We start from the raw sequence: 20,738 nt of genomic DNA, 5'->3' as shown, positions 1-20,738 counted from the left end.
TAAGTCCCAGCGGGACGAAATATTTGTAAAAAAGAATTTAGGACCTATGCAAAAGCCTCAGCGAGGCGACATATATCTTTTCTCTAGTCAAACAGCACACTAGTAACTAAAAGCTGAATTAAGTTTAGTCCTAATATGTTAATCGATAAAAATTTGGAAGTTTTTTTGTGTAGAAAAAGTTATATCAATATCAATATCAATATCAATATCAATATCAATATCAATATCAATACATTGTATTAAATGCTTAAAACGAATGTAATAGCTATTGAATGTTTTTAAATTTTTAAATCATAAAAACAATTATATGCCGAATTGCAAAACAATCAGAAACACAAAAAATACTAAAGTGTAAAAGGTGGGGCTCGAAGTGAGAAAAGAGCGCCCTTAAAAAATGCAAAATGCGGTTTGCTGTAAAAACTAATGTGTTTTACAACAGGATTATTCTTGAAAAACTGAAAAGCATGAAATTCAAATGTGCCAACAGCGCTAAACTTAAAATCGCAAATCGAACATTTATGAAACGAATGCAGTTTGGCCTTGAATTGTGGCTTTTCTGAAACTGAAAATTCTATTTTCTCTTTCTGCGAATGAGTGTCCAAAATATGCTCATACGAATGCACAGCCGGAAAAAGTATTGCGAACAATACAATCAAAGGCATAAAGAGATTTATAAATTTAAGTTTCTTTTTCATTCGTTAAGATTACTTCTGATATTTTTAACCAGAATTAATGCAATAGTGTTGCAAATATAGAAATCTTATTTTTAAATGCAATGTTGTTGCGATAATTGTTTGTAAAAAATCAATGCTTTTGCTAATTTTAGCAAATCTTATATTCCTTAAAAATGAAAATTTTCTACAGCTTTCTTTGTTTTTTTATATTGATTTTCAATAGTTTTTCTCAGGTAAAAGAAAAGGCATTATTAGAAAATGGTGTTTTAGAACAGCTAGCGAAATTTCGTAAAAAACAGATTTCAGATCTTCAATACATTTTGTCTTTCGAAATTCCGAATCAGAAATCAGAAAATATAAATTCTAATTTGATTGTAAATTTGAGTTTATCTGATTTAAGTCAGCCCTTAATTTTAGATTTTAAAGAGAAAACTTCCAACATAAAAACAGTTGAAGCAAACGGAAAAAAGCTTTCTATTATTCATGAAAACGGGCATATTGTAATTCCAATTTCGGCTTTGGTTTTAGGAAAAAATACATTTTCAATTTCATTCATTGCGGGTAATTTATCTTTAAACAGAAATGACGATTTTTTGTATACTTTGTTAGTTCCAGATCGCGCGAGTACTTTATTTCCTTGTTTTGATCAGCCCGATTTAAAAGCGACTTATAAACTGAGCCTTTCTGTACCAAAAGATTGGTCTGTTTTGGCTGGAGCTGATGTTGTAGAAAAACTCGAAAAAGGAGATTTCACAGCTTATACTTTTGGAGAATCAGATAAAATGAGTACGTATTTATTCTCTTTTGTAGCAGGAAAATTCAAAAGCACTACACAGAAACCAGGTTTAGAAATGACGATGTTGTATCGTGAAAATAGTCCAGAGAAATTTCGCGTAAGCGCTGATACTATTTTCAATCTACATCAGCAATCTTTGGACTTTTTAGAAAAATATACCAATTATAAATTTCCTTTTCAAAAACTAGATTTCGCTTCAATTCCTGTTTTTCAGTATGGCGGAATGGAACATATTGGTGCAATTCAGTACAGAGAATCAACTTTGTTTTTGGACAATAGCGCAACTGACACGGAGAAATTAAATCGGGCAAAATTGATTGCGCACGAAACTTCACACATGTGGTTTGGAGATTTGGTTACGATGAAATGGTTTGACGATGTTTGGATGAAAGAGGTTTTTGCCAACTTCATGGCCGATAAAATCATGAATCCGATTTTCCCGAAAGTCAATCATAATCTGCAGTTTTTCACCGCGCATTATCCTAGCGCTTACGCGGAAGATCGATCTTTGGGAACACATCCAATCAAACAGCATTTAGCAAACTTACAAAATGCAGGTTCGCTTTACGGAGCCATTATTTACAACAAAGCGCCAATCATGATGCGCCAATTGGAAGCTTCAATGGGGGCAGCAGCTTTTCAGAAAGGAATTCAAAAATATATTCAGAAATACGCCAATGATAACGCCGACTGGAATAATCTCGTAGAACTTCTAGATGCTGAAACTCCCCTTGATATGAAAAAATGGAGCGATGTCTGGGTTAACAAATCGGGGAGAGCAATCTTTACAGATAAAGTTGAATACGATTCTAAAAACCGAATTAAAAGTTTTGAAATTCAGCAACAAGCAGAAGACCAATCAGAGAATATCTGGCCTCAGATTTTTCAGATTGGGTTGGTTTATGCTAAAGAGGTAAAGATTTTATCAGTCAATATTAATGATAAAAACACCCTTGTTAAAGAAGCCGAAGGACTTGAAAAACCAATTGCTGTTGTTTACAATTATAATGGTTTTGGATACGGCGTTTTTCCGCTTGACGGGAATAATTTAAATTATATTTCTTCTTTGAAAGATGAAATGGCGAGAGCTTCGAGTTATAGTAATCTTTATGAAAATACTTTGATTGGAAATGTTTCGCCAGAAAAAGCTTATGATTGTTTTCTAAAAGGAATTGAGACGGAGCAAAATGAATTAGTTCTGCGAATTGTTTCAGGAAGTTTGAATACAATTTATTGGAGATTATTGACGGAAAAACAGCAAAACAAATTCCAGAAACAGCTTGAAGGCGTTTTAAATGATCGTTTACAGGCCAATTTATCTGCAAATATCAAAAAGACATTGTTCGGATTATTCAGTTCAATTGCCTATTCCAATTCTGCAAAAGCCAGTTTATATAAGGTTTGGAACAGAGAAATCTCGATTCCGAATTTGAAGTTAAACGAAGACGATTATACCAATATGGCTATGAATCTGGTGATTTTCAAACATCCACTGGCTGATGGAATCTTGGAGAAAACAAGAACTTCATTTACAAATCCTGATAAACAAAAGCGTTTTGAGTTTTTGCTTCCGTCATTAACTAAAGACGAATTGGTTCGAAATGCTTTTATGGAATCTTTAAAAGACGATGCGAATCGTGAGAAAGAATCTTGGGTTTCTGTAGGTTTAGCCAATATAAATCATCCGCTTCGTCAGGAAAGTGCACAAAAGTATATTAGATTTTCACTAGATTTGGTTGATGAAATTCAGCGTACGGGAGATATTTTCTTTCCGAAAGATTGGCTGGACAATACGATTGGGAAGTATTCTTCGAAATTTGCTTTTGATGAAGTACAGCTATTCTTAAAGGAAAACCCTAATTTTAGTCCGATCTTGAAACGCAAATTGTTTCAGGCTACAGATTTGCTTTATAAAGCACAAAACATAAAAAAAGAAACCGAATGAAAATTGAATCGGAAATAGAGAAAGTCTCCAGTTTTCAGCATCTTGAAATGCTGGCGAATCAGGTTGTGGAGGGTTTTATATCGGGAATGCACAAGAGTCCGTTTCATGGATTTTCGGCTGAATTTGCCGAGCATAAAGTCTATAATGCAGGCGAAAGCACCAAACATATCGATTGGAAATTATTCGCCAAAACCGATCGTTTGTATACGAAACGTTTTGAGGAAGAAACCAATTTACGCTGCCATTTGATTGTAGATAATTCGTCGTCAATGCACTATCCTGAACTAAAATCGAATCAGCCTTTTTACGAAAAGAAAATTGGTTTTGCCGTTTTGGCTTCGGCAGTTTTAATGAATATTTTAAAGAAACAGCGCGATGCCGTTGGTTTAAGCGTTTTCTCAGATAAATACGAATATTACGCACCGGAAAAAGGGAGTGATCGTCATCATAGAATGCTTTTGAATAAACTGGAAGAATTATTGGTTCAACCAAAAGTCAAAAAAACAACCGATACTATTACCTATTTGCATCAAATTGCGGAAAAAATGCATCGCCGTTCGATGATTATTTTGTTTACCGATATGTTTCAGACCGAAGATGATGAGAAATTATTCAACGCATTGCAACATTTAAAACACAACAAACATAAAGTAGTTTTATTTCATGTGGTTGATAATGAAACCGAATTGAAGTTTGATTTTGATAATACGCCACGAAAATTCATCGATTTAGAATCGGGAGATGAGGTTTCTATTTTTGCTGATAACGTAAAAGAGCAATACGAAGAAAGGGTAGAGGCCTACTTTAAAAATTTGGCTTTAACCTGCGCAAAGAACCAAATTAAGTACGTTCCGGTAAATGTGGGCGACAATTTTGAAAAAATATTGACTACATATTTGGTTGAAAAACAAAACTTTGGATAATATTTTAAAAAATAATTTCATTTTTTTTATAAAAACGCTTGCAGAAATGAAATTCTGTTATATCTTTGCAACCGCAATAACGCAGAGGTTTGGTAGTTCAGTTGGTTAGAATACATGCCTGTCACGCATGGGGTCGCGGGTTCGAGTCCCGTCCAGACCGCAATATTGGGAGAAGCCTTTCTTAACAGAAAGGCTTTTTTGCCCAAAAACGGTATCTAAGATTAGTTGTGTTGTTTTGCTACGACTTTGTAACTCGTAGCTGGTTTAGTAGTTAGACCAATGAAAAGCTTTCCACTTTTGTGGATGGCTTTTTTGATTTAAGACACTTTCGGTTTTTGTTTTTAACCGCAAAGAACGCTAAGATTTACGCAATTCCGATAGCTATCGGGAGCAAAGATATTTTTAAAAGAATGCAAATTTCGCAACGTTTAGAATTGATTAAGCTTTGCGATTTTTTTTGCTTGATTCTGATTTCAACGAACAGTTTGTCATTTCGACGAAGGAGAAATCTCCGCAAGTAATTCCACAAAGATTTTCGATCATATATTAAAACATAGCCCGTGGTTTCAACCACGGGGACACAATGTATATCAAATACGTTTCCTGTGGTTGAAACCACAGGCTATGTTGAATAAAAGGGAAATAAATATTTCAAAAGTTGCATTCTTCGTGTGCCTTGCGGTTAAAAAGAAAGAAACTTCTTCTTTTTTAATTTTAAAGTGAATTTTTAAAATATTGGAATTTAATCAATTAAAAATTTCTCAAATATTATTCGTAAAAACGCTTGCAGAAACGAAATTCTGTTGTATTTTTGCACTCGCAATAACGCAGGGTTTGGTAGTTCAGTTGGTTAGAATACATGCCTGTCACGCATGGGGTCGCGGGTTCGAGTCCCGTCCAGACCGCCTAAGTTGTTAAAAGCCTTTCTTCACGGAAAGGCTTTTTTGTTTTTAAATTTTACCGCAATCCCGATAGTTATCGGGAGCTAAGATTTTACGCAAAGTTCGCAAAGGTTTTATTTAATCTTTGCGAACTTTGTGCTTTTACCTTGCGTGCTTTGCGGTTAAATTTCTTCCTATCTTTATATTATGGAACATTCCGGTCAGAAACTCGATAAATATTACATCAAGAAAGTAGATGCTGATAAAAAGAGCATTTACTGCCACCACGATTTGATGGGTGAATTGTTTATTCCACCACATAAGCATAATAAAGCACAATTACTTTATGCAGAAGGCGATGTTGTTTTTGTAACTACAGAAACCAAAACTTATTTTTTGCCAGCAAGGCATTTTATATGGATTCCGAGTGGTGTGGAGCATAGTATCGAGCCGAAATCGGAAAGCGTTACGATGCGAAATCTTTATTTTCCTGTTGAAAAAGAAGAAGATGACTTTTATAAAATAGAAGGAATTTACCCAGTCAATAATCTGCTCCTTCAAATGATGCTTTTTACGAATCGATGGAATGGAGATCTAAAAAAAGGGACTCCAAATTTTACCATTGCCAAAGCGATAAAAGCAATTCTTCCTCAAATTTGCACTAATAATTTACCTTTAGAATTGCCACAACCCAAAGACAAACGTCTTGGAAAAATTCTGCGCCATATCGAAAACAATCTTGGAGAAACAATTCTGTTTGCCGATGTCGCTCACGAATTTGGTTTTAGCGAACGCTCTTTGTATCGCTTGTTTCAAAAAGATCTCAAAATGTCTTTTATTCAATATTATACCATTAGAAGAATTTTAAAAGCTATCGAACTTTTATTGGAAAGAAAACTTTCAGTAAAAGAGGTAGCCGAAGAAGTTGGTTACAATAGCGTTCCAACTTTCAGTAATACTTTCTTCAAAATTTTAGGACAAAGACCTTCCGATTACTTAAATGGTGAGGAGATTTTAGAAAGTAAATAGTTTTTATTTCACGCAGATTTTAATAGATTTTAGCTGATTTAGCAGATTCTTTTTTATTCCATGCGTAAAAAAAAAAGTCTCGCAGATTCCGCAGATTTCAGAGATTTTTAAATGCTTTATAATCTGCACAATCTGACAAATTTGCAAGAGTAAAAAGAAAAATCTGCGCGCATCTGCTAAAATTTATTAAAATCTGCGTGAAATATCACAATCAAAATCTATTTTGTAATAAATTGTTTTTCAGTGTTTTAATATAACGTTTTCGGGAAATGGAATTTTAACATTTGTCCGAAATGAATATGTTCTTGGCTTTTTAGAATTATCAGTCACGAGAAAAATGAAGGAACTTTGCAGCATCAAATATTAATGTATTCATGTTCCTTAAAACAACAAATTCTACAGACGATTGTTTTCCCAGAATCCTGCTGTTAATCTTAATGATATTAGCATTCAATGGCTTACAAGCGCAGGAAGTCCACACGGTTTCGTTACAAGAAGCTTTGAAACTGGCCAAAGAAAACAACAAAAAAATCCTTAGATCTCAATTGGAGGTCACGCTCGCAGAGCAAAATATTAAAGAAAGAAAAGAACTTCGACTGCCAGACGTACAGTTAAATGGCATGTATTCTCGCATCACGAATATTACTGAATTCAAAGGAAGCGGGTTTTTGAAAGACAAAGAAGTTACGCCAGCAATTCCTGAAATTTACGAGGTAAATTCAACCTTTAAAATGCCAATTTATGCTGGAAATAAGATTAATAATGCCATCAAAATTGCGAATCAGGAAAACGAAATTGCTAAAATAAAAACCGAAAAGGCCGAAAATGATATCGAGCTTGAAGTGGTGGCAAATTATCTGGCGATTTATAAAATGATGGAACTTCAGAAAATATTCGAAGAAAACATCAAAGAAGAAAAAAGCCGACTGAAAGAAGTCCAATCGCTTCAAAAACATGGAACGGTTACGAAAAACGAGGTTATTCGTGCCGAATTACAGCTTTCAGATCGCGAATTGAATGCGTTAACTAACTCCAAAAACATTAAAATCGCACTTCACGATCTGAAAACGCTGATCCAAATTCCAGACAATGAAGAAATTGCAATCGATACAACTTCAAGTCTTGATGAAATGAACGGTCTAGATCCGTATGATTTTTATATGACAAAAGCTTTGCAAAACGAAGAAATGCGTATTGCAAGCCAAGAATTAAACATCAGCAAAACGGAATTGAAATTGGTTAAAGGAAATTACTTGCCAAGTGTTCATTTCTTTGGAAACTACGGTTTTTATTATCCAAACTACAAATTCTTTCCGCCAAATCCGTATTTGTACACTTTGGGACAAGTGGGGATCGAAGCCACTTTTGACCTTTCGTCTTTGTATAAAAATAAGACCAAAATGGAGCAGGCCAATACCAAAATCAAATGGCAGGAAATGCAGAATGAAATTGTAAAAGAGGAAATTCAGGATAAGCTGTATAAAGAACACACGCAATATCAGGAAATCCTTGAAAAGTTTGTGGTCGTTGATAAAGCGTTGGATTTAGCAGAAGAAAATTACCGAATTGTAAAGCTGAAATACTTAAACCAATTGGTTTTAATTACCGAAATGGTCGATGCCGATAATGCTTTGCTTCAGGCGAAATACAACAAAATTTCTACGCGATTGGATGCGGTTTTAAAACATTACGAACTGCTTCATACGGCTGGAATGCTTCCGCAAAGCTAGATGGTGAGAGATTAGGATAAAGCATTAGAAGAAAGAGGCAAGAGAAAAGACTTGATAGACGAAAGAAGCAAGAGAAAAGACATTTTAGAAAAGAACTAAGTTAAAGAGAAAAGAAAGATATGGTTAAGATTAAAAATGAAACTAGAAGAAATAAAACGTTTCATATACTAATAACGATTATTGCGTGCACGCTGGTAATAAGCGGTGTTATTTTGGGAATTTGGTTTTATGTATTTAACCGAAATCACGAAGAAACGAATGATGCTCAGGTGGAGCAATATGTGACGCCAATTATGTCGAGAATTACAGGTTATGTGCAAGAGGTCCGTTTCGATGAAAATCAGTTTGTGCACAAAGGCGATACTTTGGTTGTAATTGATAATAGAGAGTATCAATCGAAATTGAATGTGGCTCTTGCCGATGTTCAGAATGCGAAACAAAATAGCGTTGTGGCTGAGAAAAATGCCATAAATACAGCAAGCGCAACAGCGATTAACGAAGCGCAGTTAGAAGCTGCAAAATCGAATCTTTGGAAAACTAAACTGGAATACGAAAGATACAAAGCTTTGGTAAGCGAAGAGGCAGCAACTTCTCAGCAATTAGAAAAAGTAAAAGCAGATTACGAATTGGCGCAGGCGCATTTTCAGGAAATGAAAAATAGAATTCATTCATCGGCTTTGAGCACTTCTGTTGCCGAAGCCAATGTTCCGACAACACAAACCAATATTGCGTCAAAACAAGCTGTTGCCGATAATGCTGCATTATTTCTTTCGTACACTATAATTACAGCGCCTTATGACGGTTGGGTTGGAAAACGAACTCTACAGCCAGGACAATTGGTAAAAGAAGGTCAGTCTTTATTGTCAATTGTAAGTAAAGAAAAATGGATTACGGCCAATTTTAAAGAAACGCAATTGCAATATTTAAAAGTTGGACAGGATGTTGAAATAAAAGCCGATGCTTTGAGCGATAAGACTTTTACAGGAACAATTGCGTCTTTATCGCCAGCGAGCGGGGCAAGATTTTCATTGCTTCCTCCAGATAATGCAACGGGTAACTTCGTAAAAATCGAACAAAGAATTCCGGTTAGAATTCAGTTGAAAGACAGCGACAAACAAACTGACTTTTTAAGAGCGGGAATGAATATTACTGTGATCGCAGCACACTAAAATGGAAGATAAAAGTATTTTTAAATCATGGGTTCCAAAATGGGCAATCATTACAATTTTGTTTGTTTGCCTCTTGCATTCCATGATTTTATTGGGAGTTTATACGTCAAACGTAACGTATGCGGCGAGTTTTCTGGACATCGAGCCCGAAGATTTGCAGTTTGCAATGTGTGTTACGTACGGAACTCTGCTGGCAACAATTCTCATAGAAAGTCGATTTTCGAGTTTTTTCCCTGCCAAAAATTACCTCATAGGAGTTTATTCCTTAATTGGAGTTACGATTGTGGCGTCGGGTTATGTCGATAATTTTGCGGTTTTTCTATTGCTGAGAGTTGCCGAAGGAATCTTAATGGCACTTCCTGCCATTACCATCAGACAATTGCTTATTGAGCAGTTTGATTCTAAAAACGCCATTATAATTGGTTTTTCCTTTTATTATGGTTCGTTACTACTGTCATCGCCTTTTATTATGAATATTGCGGTTTGGTTTCTGGATCATTACGACTGGAAATACATGCTGTATGTTTCGGGCGGACTGCAGGTTTTAAATGTCTTTTTAATCTTGGTTACTTTTCGTGGGCACCGAATCACAAAGAAAATCCCGTTGTATCAAATCGACTGGATGAGCTATTTTTTGGTTTTAACAGCGATTCTTTGCGGTGCCTACTTTTTTGTGTATGCCGAGAAAAAATATTGGTTCGAATCTTCTCAAATGGTTTTAATGCTTATTACGGCACTTATTACGGGAGGTTTGTTCATCTTTAAAGAGCTTTTGGTTAAAAGGCCCACTTTTGATTTTGAAGTTTTTAAATACGCCAATCTGAGAATTGGTTTTTTATTGTTTTTCCTGTTTTACATCAGCAGAGCAACGTTGAGTCTTTGCCATTCGGCTATGTATTCGATTTGGAATTGGGATCCGTCGCGTGTTGCGGGCGTGCAGTACATTAACGGACTCGGAAATGTAATCGGATTGATTTTGGCGGCTTATTTCCTCATGAAATCGGTTTCTACCAAAATTATTTTCCTGATTGGTTTTTCGCTAATTGCCTTGTATCATTTTTGGTTTACGTTTCTTTTTGTGCCCGATGTGGCTTTATCAGATATTATTGTTCCGTACTTTTTGCAGGGTATCGGAGTGGGGTTTTTATTTGTTCCGTTAATTCTCTTTACCACATCTTCGGTTCCTGCAAATATGGCGGTTTCTTCGGGAATTGTCGGCGTTTCGGGACGTTTTTGGGGAAGTACGATTGGATTTTGCGTGATGCAGAATGCAACAGTATTTTTAAACAAAAAACACTTTTTTAAACTAAGCCAATTCGTAACCGGCGAAAATCCCGAAGCGCAGCAAACCATCGCCAGTACTACGCAGAGTTTTATCGCCAAAGGATATTCGGCAGATAATGCCAATGTTTTAGCCATGAAAAAGATCTTCGGAAGCATTACCAAACAATCGACTCTATTAGCCGATATGGAGATTTATACCATTGTGGGTTATGGTTTATTGGTTTTGATAATTCTAATTGCCTGTAATCAGCATTTGAGACAGACTATGACTTTGGTTAAAAGCAAGATTTGGATTGGGTAAAGATTTTGTTTGCTTCGTCTGTTCGAGCATAGCTCTCGAGTCAGGTTTAAAGTTTAAAGTTTTTGCCAATCTTTGTCTATTATTCTTGCAAAGGCGCAGAGATTTTTTTACTCTCGCAGATTGAGCAGATTAGATTTTTTAAATAAGAAAATAAATAATCCGCATAATCTGCCAAATCTGCGAGAGACAAATCCTTTAAATCTTTTTAATCTGTGGCTTTAAAATAAAAACTCTGCGAGAAACCTCAGTCCAACTCTACAGAATTAAGTATCTTGCAACCGTTAAAAACAACAAACAAAATTATGAGCCAGCAATGTGTAATTTTTGATATGGACGGCGTGATTTCACACACAAATCCGCATCATGTAATCGCTTTTGAAAAGTTTTTCGATAAATATAATATTCCGTACACGAAAGAAGAATTTGAAGAGCATATGTACGGAAAACACAATAGTTATATCATGACGCATTTCTTCAAACGTCCGATTGCGGGAGAAGAATTGATAAAACTGGAAGACGAAAAAGAAGGAATGTTCCGTGAGATTTACAAAGATAAAGTCGAAACGATTCCGCATTATATGGATTTTTTAAACGAATTAAAATCTCGTGGTTTTAAAACTGCAGTTGCAACGTCGGCGCCGCGTGCGAATCTAGATTTGATTGCCAATTTCTTGAAACTCGGCGAAAAAATGGATTCGATGATGTCATCAGAAGATGTTACGTTTCATAAACCAAATCCCGAAGTATATTTAAAATCGGCTGAACGTGTTGGCGTTTCTCCGTCGGATTGTGTGGTTTTCGAAGATTCTTTTTCGGGTATTACCGCAGGATTAAATGCCGGAATGAAAGTCGTAGGCGTTTTGAGTACGCATACCAAAGAAGAACTTCCGCCATGCGATTTTTATATTAATGATTATAGTGAAGTCAATGTGGATAAGATTTTAGAATTATTAGGGAAATAAATTCCAATTTTTTAAAATCCCAAATTCCAAGTGATACGAGACCTTTGTCAAAGTTTTAAACTTTGACAAAGGTTTTTTTTCATATTGTAACCACAATCTTGTCATTTCGACGAAGGAGACTCGAGCGATAGCGAATAGGCGAAGCAAATCTTCGTAAGTAACTCCGCAACGAAAAGCCAATCTTTGTAGAGCTTCTCGTGGAGATTCCTCGTTCCTTGGAATGACAAACTAGACGGATATTTAAAGTCGTTTAATACTTCTCCTCCAAAAAAGCCATCCAGCCTTTTTCAAATTCCTCTTGCGTTACGTTCAATGTTTTTTCGATGTTGCCGAAAGACGCAATCAGTTTGGGTAGAATGTCTTTTCCCCATTTTTGAGTCATATATTCGATTATGGTGTAGCCGATATTATAAATCTGATTGCCATGATTTAAATCTTCTAAAGTCAGGTTTTTGCTTTTGGCGTATTTCACACTTAACGTATTAACTTCTCCTGCTTCAAAAATGCTAATCGATTCCCAAAGCCAGCGCGGATATTCGGCTTTAAACTTTTTATCAAATTGCTTTTCAAAAGTTAGTCGGTCTTGGGTGATGATGGTGTCTTTTGCTTTATAGATTAATATGTTGAGCTGAACGCAATGTGTAAACTCATGCAAAGCCGTTTTGAGAGGATCGTCTGGAAAAATAGAATTAAACCAATTCGTCCATACAAAATGAAATTCGTTTGGACCACGACTTGTGCCTTTTGTGTTTTCTGTTAAACCTGTCGCTTCATTAAATTTGAATTGCGAACCGTAAACAAAAACCTTTATCGCGTCGTGTTCTACATCTTTTAGATTTTCTCTTATTTTAGAATAATTCTCCTCAAGATGTTTGCTGACTTTTTCAGCTTCGCTTTTATAAATTCCGGTATAGGAAACGATAAAATGCTCCGATTTAAGAGTTCGGGTTTCGTGCTGAACGGTAAAACTTCGAACTGTTCTTGCAAAATAAAAGACAGCAATAATTGCTAAAAAAAGGACTAGTAATCTGTATTTTCTCATGTGTTCTAATTGTTTTTTGAGATTTAAAAACAAGTGAAATTTTGAGAATTAGGTTTTTGGTGTTTTAAAAATAAGAATATTTAAATACTAAACTGTAAAATAATTAAAGAAATTTCTGAATTGTTTTTTGTTTTGCCACAGATTATTAAGATTAAAAGGATTTTCGCTCTTTTTTTGTCATTCCGAGGAACGAGGAATCACACTGGAAACTCCGCAACGAAAAGCCAATCTGTATCGAGTTTCTCGCGAAGATTTCTCCTTCGTCGAAATGACAAACTAGACTTAAAAAGCAAATGAATTATATGAATTGCCTTCCGCTTTAGCAGGAGGTTTTTTATGTTTAAAAAGACAAAGGCTTTAGCCGAAAATTGATTTCTATAAGAAAAAAATAATTAAAGTTGAACGCATATATGGGGTCAAATGAAATTAATTTCTAAGGATTTTTGCAATAATTTAAATTTAAAAAATATGGGCAAAAATCATTTTTCAAAAGAAGTTGAAATTAGATTAAAGGATTTTTTTACAAATACAATTGATTCTGATGAAATGGCAAGAGCTATACGGCAAGTAAATTATATTCTTTCCTTAAGCATCATTAGAGGCTGCGAAACTGTAGAAACCGAATTCAACAATCTTGAAGATAATTTTTATTGGCTCAATAAATTAGCTGAAGTTCTTGACCCTTATTTGGATGTTGGTTAAGTAGAAGAAATTATCTTCATTTCGACGAAAGGAGAAACCAAAAGCAAAACCGACAAAAAATTCCAGAGTGATTTCCGCAATTTTTTTCATAGTGTACAACCTGTTGGTGATGCTGAAAAGCTCCTTTCGTCAAGAGGAATTAATAAAGATGATTTACCGAGTAGTTTGTCATTTCGAGGAACGAGAAATCGCACTAGAAACTCAACAATCCTAGATATTTATGGTATGAAATTACGGCTCGTTTGAAATAAAAGTCTAAATTGTTTCCATTGATTTAAAATGCATCAACATTTGATAATGCTCATTTTCTTCAATAGGATAAATTATGTATTGGAATTCATCTATTCTTTTTGCTTTAGGTGTTATATGTTTAATGAAATTATCAAAATGTATTTTTGCTACCTCACCACCTTTTTTCATTAAAATAACATAATCGGCTTTTGGTAGTAAAACTTTAAAATTCGCTGGAAATATCGTTAGCTTTTTTTCTCCTTCATTGGGAAAATCCATTATTCTAACAGATGGAAATTCAATATTATCCTCATAATCTTCTAAATGTTGAATTTTTCTAATTTCCTCAATTAATTTGTCATTAAACATTTCTTGGGAATCAGTATTCTTAGAAAGTGTGTCGATTATATAATCGCCAGCATAATAGTGTCTCACGCACCCCATAAAAGTTAGTGCTCCACCTGATTCTTTTTGCACTTGAATAAAAGATTCTATTGATAAATGCTTTATGCTTTCAATCCATTTTTCGTTGTAATTTGTTTCAAATTCGTCAAGAGAAATTTCATCATCAAATTCAGGTTCTATTGTTGAGTTATTAATTTCTCCTAATGCTAAAGAAATTTTAACAGCTAATCTCCAATCATCTTTAGTTGCTCCAACATTAACTTCAACATCATATTTATCAAGACTTGTTGTAACAGCAACTCCTCTTGAAGATAGTTTTGGCAGATAAAATTTTGAGTATCCATCTAAAAGTTCTTGAGGATAAATTCCAAATGAAATTTTAGTGTCAACTGGTAAGTGTTTGTTTTTTAATAATTGACTGTGCGTAATTATTTGTTTGTTTTTGATGTAAATATGGAAGCTCATTTTTTGATTGAAATGTAGGTGATTTTTTTTCAAATTGATTAAAACCAAATATAGAAAATTTCTTGCAACAACTAAAAATGCTTTTATTAGTTTGAAATTTTTATAATTGAAAAAAACAAGAAGAAATTAAAAACGTATCAAAAACAAAAAAGCTTCTGAAAAAATATTCAGAAGCTTTTTTTGTGCGGATAATAGGACTCGAACCTACACGCCTTGCGGCACCAGATCCTAAGTCTGGCACGTCTACCAATTTCGCCATATCCGCGGTAATTGTGGGTGCAAAGATAGGCATACTTTTGAATTATCAAAGCATTTTTTCAAAATTTTTTTTAATTCTCTTTTTTGTACTTTTGGGTTTCTATAAAAATTATTTAAATGGAAAATATTAAGTCCTACGTTCAACAACATAAAGATCGGTTTATCAACGAATTGATCGAATTATTAAAAATTCCGTCGGTTTCTGCCGACACTGCATATTCTCAAGATGTTATTGACACAGCAGAGGCTGTAAAAGAAAGTTTATCAAAAGCAGGGTGCGATTATGTTGAAACTTGCGACACTCCAGGTTACCCAATTATCTACGGAGAGAAAATTATAGATCCAAATCTTCCAACGGTTTTAGTTTACGGCCACTACGACGTACAACCGCCTGATCCATTAGAATTATGGACTTCGCCACCTTTTGAACCCGTTATTAAAACTACAGATATTCATCCAGAAGGAGCCATCTTCGCGCGTGGAGCGTGTGACGACAAAGGTCAGATGTACATGCACGTAAAAGCGCTTGAATTAATGGTGCAAAGCAATACCCTGCCTTGTAACGTAAAATTCATGATCGAAGGTGAAGAAGAAGTGGGTTCTGCAAGTTTGGCTTGGTTCGTAGAACGTAATCAGGAAAAACTGAAAAACGACGTTATCTTGATTTCAGATACAGGAATGATCTCCAACCAACAGCCATCTATTACGACAGGTTTAAGAGGTTTGAGTTATGTTGAGGTAGAAGTTACAGGTCCGAACCGCGATTTGCATTCAGGTTTATACGGTGGAGCTGTGGCGAATCCAATTAATATTCTGGCAAAAATGATTGCTTCGCTTCACGACGAAAACAATCATATTACAATTCCAGGTTTCTACGATAAAGTAGAAGAATTATCTGCAGAAGAAAGAGCAGAAATGGCAAAAGCGCCTTTCAGCTTAGAAAAATATAAAAATGCTTTAAACATTGCTGATGTTTACGGCGAAAAAGGATATGTAACCAACGAAAGAAACTCTATCCGTCCGACTTTAGACGTAAACGGAATCTGGGGCGGTTATACTGGCGAAGGTGCTAAAACGGTTATTGCGAGTAAAGCTTTTGCTAAAATCTCGATGCGTTTGGTTCCAAATCAGGATTGGGAAGAGATTACAGAACTTTTCACAAAACATTTCACAAGTCTTGCTCCGGCTGGAGTTACAGTAAAAGTAACGCCTCACCACGGTGGTCAGGGTTATGTAACGCCAATTGACAGCATTGGTTATCAGGCGGCAAATAAAGCGTATACAGAAACGTTTGGAGTTCCTGCAATTCCAGTTCGTTCTGGAGGAAGTATTCCGATTGTGGCTTTGTTTGAAAAAGAATTAAAAAGTAAAACGATCTTAATGGGATTTGGTTTGGATAGTGATGCTATTCACTCGCCAAATGAGCATTTCGGAATCTTTAATTACTTGAAAGGTATTGAGACTATTCCGTTATTTTACAAGTATTTTGTGGAGCTTTCTAAATAAGTTTTTTTTAACCGCAGAGAACGCAAAGGTTCTTTAAAAATAAGATTATAAAAGTTCGCAAAGCTTCATCTCGTAGCTTTGCGAACTTTGCGTTTATAAGCGTAACCTTAAATAAAATCCTTGCGTTCTTTGCGGTTAAATTATACGCTGAGATTTTTCGACAGGATAATATCAGAACAATTTAAATTGAACTAAACAATTATATTTGTCTGCAAAAAACAGAAATTACAAATATGAAAAAAATACTAAGTCAAGGTTTTATATTGATAATGATTTTGTTTAGCGCCAAAAGTATGGCTCAGGATCTTACATCACAAAAGAGCGATCAGTCAAATGATGATATTTTTGTTGCTGTTCATATCGAAGCTGATTACCCAGGCGGAATTTATAGATTTCGTGATTTTGTAAAAACCAATTTTAAGATTCCTAAAAAGGCTGTGAGAAAAAAAGTGAAGGGAGAAATTCCGATGCAGTTTGTAGTGGAAAAAGATGGCTCTTTGTCAGATATCAAGGTTTTGAAGAATCTGGGTTTTGGTTTAGATGAAGAAGCTTTGCGTGTTGTTCAGCTTTCGCCAAAATGGAAATATGCTTCTTTAAATGGAAAAAAAGTTAAAAGTTTAAAAACCTTTTCAATTTATATTGATACAGAAAATGAAGAAAGTAAGCGCATTTATTTTGAATAGAAGTAATATACATAGTAAGTAAGTTTAGAATCCGTTCAGAAATGAGCGGATTTTTTTTGTTTTCCATATTTTAAGATTCAAAAGAAAACCTTTGCCACTTTGTCTCTCTGAACCTTTGTAACTAAAAAAAAAGACTTCTTTTTCTTGCATATTTAAAGTTTAACTCTACATTTGTAGAAACGAATCTATAATTGTAGAACAATGGCGAATTTGAAAAATATCTTTGTATTATTTCTTTTAGGTTCAATGCTTTTGAGCTGTAAAAGCAAACCGATCAATCAGAAAATTGACAAGAAAAAAGAAGGTGTTTGGATTGATAGTTATTCGCAAGATGGAACGAATTACAAATCGTATGAATATTATAAAAGTGATCTTCCGGTTAAAAAATGGAAATCGTACATTAACGGAAAAATCTACAAAACAGAAAAATATAAAAACGGAATCTGTGTCGTAAAAAGTTATTACGAAAACGGGAAACTGGAATCGAAAGGGAAAACAAAATTAGAAACGAATTCGGTTGAAACGCATTGGTTTTATTTTGGAGAATGGAAGTTTTACTCGGACAAAGGAAAATTAAAGGAAATTAAGAATTACGATCAAGGACAATTGATTTCGGAACAAAATATTAAATAAACTAACCAATCTCTAAACCATGAAAAAAATAATCACGCTTTCCTTTATTATGCTGCGCTGTCTTTTCATGCAAGCTCAAACGTATAAAGAGTGGGTTCATAAAGCAGATTCTTGCTACACGGCAAAAAATTATGAGTTGTCTGTTTCGTATTATGATAAAGCGTTTAAAATAGAACAGAAATCTTGGTCTGATTTATATAATGCTAGCTGTTCGGCTTCTATGGCTGGGCAGCATAAAAAAGCATTTAAATGGCTGAATCTCTCTATTGATAACGGATATGAGAATATGGCGCATATAAAAATTGATGAAGATTTAAAGCACTTGCACTCAGAAAAACAGTGGAATAAAACAATTGAAAAACTGCAAAAGAAATTGGATGTTATTGGCGCAAATTATGATAAGGCGCTAGAAAAACAACTTGCAGAAATTTATACCGAAGATCAGGAAATTCGTGGAGAGTTTATGAATGTTTACAGAGCTACAAAACCTGATAAAAAGAAAATTGACAGTATTGGAAAGATTATGGAAAGAAAAGACAGTATCAACCTCATTAAGGTGATGAAAATACTGGACGAAAGAGGCTGGTTGGGAAAAAATGTGGTAGGAACACAGGGAAATCAGACTTTGTTTCTGGTTATTCAGCATGCCGATTTACAATATCAGCAAAAATATCTGCCTATGATGAGAGAGGCCGTTAAAAATGGCAATGCCAATCCAGGAAACCTAGCATATTTAGAAGATCGAGTAGCTTTGAGAGAGGGAAAAAAACAAATTTATGGCAGTCAGAGTTTGAAGAATAAAAAGACAGGTAAAATATGCATAGCGCCAATGATAGATCCGGACAATGTAGACAAAAGGCGTGCTGAGGTCGGACTTGGCACAATGGCCGAATATGCAACAAAATTGAATATTGAATGGAATTTGGAGGAATATAAAAAGGAATTGGCTGAAACAGAAAAACTTGAAAACACGAAACCATGATACAATTATCAAATGCAGAAGAACAGTTAATGGAGCATTTATGGAAGCTTGAAAAAGCTTTTATGAAAGATTTGCTAGAATCCTATCCAGAACCAAAACCGGCCACAACAACGGTTGCAACTTTATTGAAAAGGATGATTGACAAGAAGTTTGTGGCGTATAACGAATTTGGAAATTCGAGAGAGTATTATCCGCTGGTAAAGAAAACAGACTATTTTGCCAAACATGTGAAAGGACTGATTAGCAATTTCTTTAATAATTCGGCTTCGCAATTTGCTTCGTTTTTTACAACCGAAACCAATTTATCGGCTTCAGAATTGGAAGATCTTAAAAAAATAATCGATTCAGAAATTCAAAAAAAGAAAAAATGATAACGTATCTTTTAAAATCGGCGATTGCTTTAGGTGTTTTTCTTGCCTTTTATCATTTGGTATTGGAGCGAGAAAAGATGCATCAGTTTAACAGATTTTTTTTGCTTTTTTCGATTGCACTTTCATTAGTCATTCCATATATTTCATTTGAAATTGTTAAAGAAATTCCTTTAGATGTTACAAATCAAATTGCTATAAATCAACCCATCCATATAGAAACCGCGGTCGAAAAAACCGACTATAAATTGGTTTTTTTATGGAGTTTGTATGCATTTGTAACTTTAATATTGGCAATAAGATTTGGAAGAAACATTATAAATTTTAGATCTAAAATAAAATGTAATCCATCAGTTGATTTTAAGAATTCAAAATTGATTTTGGTAGAAGAAAAAATCCTTCCGCACACTTTTTTGAACTATATTTTTATCAATGCCGATGATTATAATAAGCAAAATATTGAAGCAGAGTTATACGCGCATGAATTGGTTCATGTTACACAAAAGCACACATTAGATATTTTGTTTGTGGAGTTTTTAAAGACCGTTTTTTGGTTTAACCCGATCTTTTTATTTTATAAAAAAGCGATACAGCTCAATCATGAATTTCTTGCCGATCAAGAAATTGTAACAATTTATAAGAATGTTCCATTTTATCAAAATTTACTTTTAGAAAAGAGTAGTGGAAATCAAACGATTTACTTGGCCAGTAATTTGAATTATTTAGTAACAAAAAAACGATTAATTATGATGAAAAAAACAACATCAAAAAATGTAGCGTTTCTAAAGAAAATTGCTGCCTTGCCTATTGCTGTTGGGTTAATGTTTCTCTTGTGCGTAGAAACAATAGCTCAAGAAATTAAAACTGATGTAAAAACAGAACAGAATGTTTCGTCTCTCGACAAATACTATTCAAAAACGGCTTTTGTTTTCAAAAACAAAAATAATGGCATTATTGTTAAAAAGAAATATTCTGAGCTGACAGAACAGGAGAAAAAAAGTATTCCTCCTCAGCCATTTCTCGCGAAAAAATCTCCAGATTTAAAGGAATATGAAAGCTTTAAGAATAGCAATAATTATGCAGTTTGGATTGATGGCAAACATGTTTCTAATTCGAAATTGAATGAATATCAAGCAGATCATTTTGTTTCTTACTTTAATAGTTTTGTTTATAAAAACGCCAGAAGCAAGAGGTTTCCACAAAGTTATCAAGTAACATTGTTTACTGCTGAAGGTTATGATAAAGCGTATGGTGAAAATCAGGTGCGAAATGCCGGAACCATAACAATTATGGCTAATGAAGATGCACATAAAAATAAAATTCGAGAAACGCCAGGAAAAGAAACTACAGCAGTGGTTAACGATATCGAAAGACAGCCAGAATTTCCAGGAGGAATATTGGAGTTCTACAAATTTATTGGGAAAAATTTTAAATCACCAGCAGATAAAATTGAAGGGAAAATTTTAGTAGAATTTATGATTGAAAAAGACGGTTCGCTTTCAGAATTTCAAGTAGTAAAAGATTTAGGTTTTGGATTAGGCGATGAGGCAATTCGTGTTTTAAAACTTTCTCCAAAATGGAATCCAGGAATTCAAAATGGACAGCCAGTTCGTGTGCTTTATACTTTGCCAATAACAATTCAAAGTAGCAAAGAGACAAAGTAACAAAGGCTATTGGAAAGATTCTAGCTAACGCTGGACTTTGTAGAATAATAATATTTGGCTAAAGCCTTTTTATATTAGCATAAAACCTTTGTCACTCTGTTACTT

The 20,738-nt window shown here is 34.4% G+C and carries 17 protein-coding genes and 3 tRNA genes; 16 read left to right on the top strand and 4 right to left on the bottom strand.

Features of this window, described 5'->3' with window-relative positions:
* Positions 1-344: 344 nt before the first annotated feature.
* Positions 345-695: a hypothetical protein gene (locus BLP44_RS01530; protein ID WP_091128560.1), complete on the bottom strand. Its 351-nt coding sequence runs from the start codon at positions 693-695 to the stop codon at positions 345-347.
* A 152-nt stretch (positions 696-847) separates the two neighbouring features.
* Between BLP44_RS01530 and BLP44_RS01525 the strand changes: the two genes are divergently transcribed.
* The 9 genes from BLP44_RS01525 (at position 848) to BLP44_RS01485 (ending at position 11,694) form a co-directional block, all read left to right on the top strand.
* Positions 848-3,415 (top strand): M1 family metallopeptidase, encoded by a 2,568-nt coding sequence (locus BLP44_RS01525; RefSeq protein WP_091128556.1) that lies wholly within the window; start codon positions 848-850, stop codon positions 3,413-3,415.
* Complete coding sequence (locus BLP44_RS01520) at positions 3,412-4,338, top strand: DUF58 domain-containing protein (RefSeq protein ID WP_091128552.1); 927 nt, start codon at positions 3,412-3,414, stop codon at positions 4,336-4,338. The genes BLP44_RS01525 and BLP44_RS01520 overlap by 4 nt, the downstream gene beginning before the upstream one ends.
* Positions 4,339-4,424: 86 nt before the next feature.
* Positions 4,425-4,498, top strand: a tRNA-Asp gene (locus tag BLP44_RS01515).
* 671 nt (positions 4,499-5,169) lie between these two features.
* Positions 5,170-5,243 (top strand) — tRNA-Asp (locus BLP44_RS01510).
* Positions 5,244-5,426: 183 nt separating this feature from the next.
* Positions 5,427-6,248 (top strand): helix-turn-helix transcriptional regulator, encoded by an 822-nt coding sequence (locus tag BLP44_RS01505; protein WP_091128549.1) that lies wholly within the window; start codon positions 5,427-5,429, stop codon positions 6,246-6,248.
* A 437-nt stretch (positions 6,249-6,685) separates the two neighbouring features.
* On the top strand, positions 6,686-7,978 hold the full coding sequence (locus BLP44_RS01500) for a TolC family protein (protein WP_244511649.1): 1,293 nt from the start codon (positions 6,686-6,688) through the stop codon (positions 7,976-7,978).
* Between the two features lie 119 nt (positions 7,979-8,097).
* Positions 8,098-9,147, top strand: a complete 1,050-nt coding sequence (locus tag BLP44_RS01495; RefSeq protein WP_091128540.1) for an HlyD family secretion protein — start codon at positions 8,098-8,100, stop codon at positions 9,145-9,147.
* Between the two features lies 1 nt (position 9,148).
* Positions 9,149-10,732 carry an MFS transporter gene (locus BLP44_RS01490; RefSeq protein WP_091128537.1) on the top strand — a complete coding sequence of 528 codons (1,584 nt, stop codon included), beginning with the start codon at positions 9,149-9,151 and terminating at the stop codon, positions 10,730-10,732.
* A gap of 302 nt (positions 10,733-11,034) precedes the next feature.
* Positions 11,035-11,694, top strand: a complete 660-nt coding sequence (locus BLP44_RS01485; RefSeq protein WP_091128536.1) for an HAD family hydrolase — start codon at positions 11,035-11,037, stop codon at positions 11,692-11,694.
* Between the two features lie 250 nt (positions 11,695-11,944).
* Here BLP44_RS01485 and BLP44_RS01480 read toward each other — a convergent pair whose 3' ends face one another.
* Positions 11,945-12,736: a hypothetical protein gene (locus tag BLP44_RS01480; RefSeq protein WP_091128534.1), complete on the bottom strand. Its 792-nt coding sequence runs from the start codon at positions 12,734-12,736 to the stop codon at positions 11,945-11,947.
* A 420-nt stretch (positions 12,737-13,156) separates the two neighbouring features.
* Between BLP44_RS01480 and BLP44_RS01475 the strand changes: the two genes are divergently transcribed.
* Positions 13,157-13,438, top strand: coding sequence for a hypothetical protein (locus tag BLP44_RS01475; RefSeq protein WP_394363675.1), 282 nt, complete (start codon positions 13,157-13,159; stop codon positions 13,436-13,438).
* A 255-nt stretch (positions 13,439-13,693) separates the two neighbouring features.
* Here the strand turns inward: BLP44_RS01475 and BLP44_RS01470 are convergent, their stop codons facing one another.
* Both BLP44_RS01470 and BLP44_RS01465 read right to left on the bottom strand, forming a co-directional pair.
* Positions 13,694-14,539, bottom strand: a complete 846-nt coding sequence (locus BLP44_RS01470; protein ID WP_091128529.1) for a hypothetical protein — start codon at positions 14,537-14,539, stop codon at positions 13,694-13,696.
* 183 nt (positions 14,540-14,722) lie between these two features.
* A tRNA-Leu gene (locus BLP44_RS01465) sits at positions 14,723-14,804 on the bottom strand.
* 110 nt (positions 14,805-14,914) lie between these two features.
* On the opposite strand from BLP44_RS01465, the gene BLP44_RS01460 reads away from it, so the two are divergent.
* The 6 genes from BLP44_RS01460 to BLP44_RS01435 all read left to right on the top strand — a co-directional run bounded on the left by BLP44_RS01460 (position 14,915) and on the right by BLP44_RS01435 (position 20,633).
* Positions 14,915-16,303 (top strand): dipeptidase, encoded by a 1,389-nt coding sequence (locus tag BLP44_RS01460; RefSeq protein WP_008466344.1) that lies wholly within the window; start codon positions 14,915-14,917, stop codon positions 16,301-16,303.
* Between the two features lie 233 nt (positions 16,304-16,536).
* Positions 16,537-16,986: an energy transducer TonB gene (locus BLP44_RS01455; protein WP_091128524.1), complete on the top strand. Its 450-nt coding sequence runs from the start codon at positions 16,537-16,539 to the stop codon at positions 16,984-16,986.
* Between the two features lie 201 nt (positions 16,987-17,187).
* A complete protein-coding gene (locus BLP44_RS01450) occupies positions 17,188-17,619 on the top strand; it encodes a toxin-antitoxin system YwqK family antitoxin (RefSeq protein WP_091128521.1) in 432 nt (143 codons plus the stop codon).
* A 19-nt stretch (positions 17,620-17,638) separates the two neighbouring features.
* Positions 17,639-18,601 (top strand): DUF6624 domain-containing protein, encoded by a 963-nt coding sequence (locus BLP44_RS01445; RefSeq protein ID WP_091128517.1) that lies wholly within the window; start codon positions 17,639-17,641, stop codon positions 18,599-18,601.
* Positions 18,598-18,972 (top strand): BlaI/MecI/CopY family transcriptional regulator, encoded by a 375-nt coding sequence (locus tag BLP44_RS01440; RefSeq protein ID WP_008466353.1) that lies wholly within the window; start codon positions 18,598-18,600, stop codon positions 18,970-18,972. Before BLP44_RS01445 ends, BLP44_RS01440 begins: the two co-directional genes overlap by 4 nt.
* Positions 18,969-20,633 carry a M56 family metallopeptidase gene (locus tag BLP44_RS01435; protein ID WP_091128515.1) on the top strand — a complete coding sequence of 555 codons (1,665 nt, stop codon included), beginning with the start codon at positions 18,969-18,971 and terminating at the stop codon, positions 20,631-20,633. Before BLP44_RS01440 ends, BLP44_RS01435 begins: the two co-directional genes overlap by 4 nt.
* Positions 20,634-20,738: the final 105 nt, after the last annotated feature.

Source organism: Flavobacterium anhuiense, assembly GCF_900101855.1.
Classification (GTDB): domain Bacteria; phylum Bacteroidota; class Bacteroidia; order Flavobacteriales; family Flavobacteriaceae; genus Flavobacterium; species Flavobacterium anhuiense.
The sequence above is the reverse complement of the archived record's forward strand: the minus strand, read 5'-3'. Positions and strand labels throughout refer to the sequence as shown.